This is a genomic window from Pseudoalteromonas sp. SR45-4 (assembly GCF_014163535.1).
Lineage (GTDB): Bacteria > Pseudomonadota > Gammaproteobacteria > Enterobacterales > Alteromonadaceae > Pseudoalteromonas > Pseudoalteromonas nigrifaciens.
The window spans coordinates 1-710 of record NZ_JACJDO010000103.1 but is presented as its reverse complement, the minus strand read 5'-3'; the positions used below and the strand labels follow the sequence as shown (position 1 = coordinate 710).

1 protein-coding gene is annotated in these 710 nt (G+C 43.2%); it reads left to right on the top strand.

Annotated elements, in window-relative coordinates; genetic code table 11:
• Nucleotides 1–710 (top strand): EF-Tu/IF-2/RF-3 family GTPase (locus H5058_RS18135; RefSeq protein WP_259398655.1); only part of this gene is annotated, 710 nt, incomplete at both ends.

Here is a 710-nt window from a genome sequence, read left to right as displayed (position 1 = left end):
CAAGTTGGCGTTCCTTACATCATCGTGTTCATGAACAAATGTGACATGGTTGATGACGAAGAGCTACTTGAGCTAGTAGAAATGGAAGTTCGTGAACTTCTTTCAGAATACGATTTCCCAGGTGATGACTTACCACTAATTCAAGGTTCAGCACTTAAAGCGCTTGAAGGCGAGAAAGAGTGGGAAGATAAGATTGTTGAGCTTGCAAACGCACTTGATTCTTACATTCCAGAGCCAGAGCGTGACATCGATAAAGCATTCATCATGCCTATCGAAGACGTTTTCTCAATCCAAGGCCGTGGTACTGTTGTAACTGGTCGTGTTGAAGCTGGTATTATCCGCATCAACGACGAGATTGAAATTGTTGGTATCCGTGATACAACTAAGTCAATCTGTACTGGTGTTGAAATGTTCCGTAAACTGCTTGACGAAGGTCGTGCTGGTGAGAACATTGGTGCACTTTTACGTGGTACTAAGCGTGAAGACGTTGAACGTGGTCAAGTACTAGCTAAGCCTGGTTCAATCAAGCCACACACTACTTTTGAATCAGAAGTATACGTACTTTCAAAAGATGAAGGTGGTCGTCATACTCCATTCTTCAAAGGTTACCGTCCACAGTTCTACTTCCGTACAACTGACGTAACTGGTGACGTACAGTTACCAGAAGGCGTAGAAATGGTAATGCCTGGTGATAACGTTAAGATGACAGT